The organism is Streptomyces sp. NPDC059455, assembly GCF_042750115.1.
Classification (GTDB): Bacteria; Actinomycetota; Actinomycetes; order Streptomycetales; family Streptomycetaceae; genus Streptomyces; species Streptomyces endocoffeicus.
This window is the reverse complement of the sequence record NZ_JBHYVB010000484.1, coordinates 1-1,465: the sequence shown is the minus strand read 5'-3', so window position 1 is coordinate 1,465 and position 1,465 is coordinate 1. Positions and strand designations below refer to the sequence as shown.

Below are 1,465 nucleotides of genomic sequence, written 5' to 3'. Positions count from 1 at the left end.
GGCGGGGCCCGGGGACGGTGTTGATCACCGGTGGCACTGGAACGCTGGGCGGTTTGGTGGCCCGGCATCTGGTGGCCGAACACGGAGTAGAGCATCTGTTGCTGGTCAGCCGCAGGGGCGCGGATGCGCCGGGGGTGGCCGAGTTGGTGGCTGAGCTGGAGGCGGCCGGGGCGTTGGTCACCGTGGCCGCGTGTGATGTGGCCGACCGTGATGCGGTGCGTGAGCTGCTGGCTGGTGTTCCGGTGGAGGTGCCGCTCAGGGGTGTGGTGCATGCCGCGGGTGTGCTGGATGACGCGACTTTGGAGGGTCTGGGCCGGGAGCAGATTGAGCGGGTGCTGGCGCCGAAGGTGGATGCGGCTTGGCATCTGCATGAGCTGACCCAGGGCATGGACCTGGAGGCGTTTGTCCTGTTCTCCTCGGCCGCGGGTGTGTTGGGCAATGCCGGACAGGCCAACTACGCGGCGGCCAATACCTTCCTGGACGCTCTGGCTCAGCACCGTCACGCCCAGGGTCTGCCCGCGGTGTCCCTGGCCTGGGGACTGTGGGAACAGGACAGCGGGATGACCGGTCACCTGGGCCATGAGGACCATGCACGCCTGAACCGCACCGGTATCACCCCCATGACCACCGAAGAAGGCCTTGCCCTTTTCGATGTCGCTCAGGGTGTGGGGCGTGGTGTGGTGTTGCCGGTGCGTGTGGATGTGCGGGCGTTTCATGGGCGTGGTGGTGTGTCGGTTCCGGCGTTGTTGCGGAATGTGGTGCGGGGTGCGGTGCGGCGGGTTGTGGTGGGTCGGGATGGGTCTGGTGCGTGGCGGGATCGGTTGGCGGGGGTGGTGCCGCGGGAGCGTGAGCGGTTGCTGCTGGAACTGGTCCGTTCCCATGTGGCGACGGTGCTGGGGCATGCGGACCCTGCTGGAATCGACGCCGACCGCGCGCTGAGGGACCTGGGCTTCGACTCCCTGACCGCGGTCGAACTGCGTAACCAGCTTGGGGCGGCCACCGGGCTTCGACTCCCGACCACCTTGGCGTTCGACCATCCCAGCCCACGCGCTGTCGCCTCGTACCTCGGGCAGGAGTTGGGTGCGGGTGTGCGGGCGGATGCTGCTGTTGCGGTGCCGGCTGTGGTGGGCGTGGACACGGAGCCGATTGCGATTGTGGGGGTGGGGTGTCGGTATCCGGGTGGTGTGGCCTCGCCGGAGGAGTTGTGGGAATTGGTGGCCGGCGGGACGGACGCCATTTCCGGCTTCCCCGTGGATCGTGGTTGGGATCTGGAGGGGTTGTATGACCCGGATCCGGGTCATGCGGGGACGTCGTATGTGCGGTCGGGTGGGTTTTTGCATGATGCGGCGGATTTTGATGCGGAGTTTTTCGGGATGTCGCCGCGTGAGGCGTTGGCGGTGGATCCGCAGCAGCGGTTGTTGTTGGAGGCGTCGTGGGAGGCGATGGAGCGGGCGGGGATTGATCC

The 1,465-nt window shown here is 67.4% G+C and carries 1 pseudogene; it reads left to right on the top strand.

Annotation, left to right across the window (positions count from 1 at the left end):
* Window positions 1–11 precede the first annotated feature (11 nt).
* Window positions 12–1,465 (top strand): annotated as a pseudogene (locus ACFXB5_RS53710) (SDR family NAD(P)-dependent oxidoreductase); the annotation flags it as partial.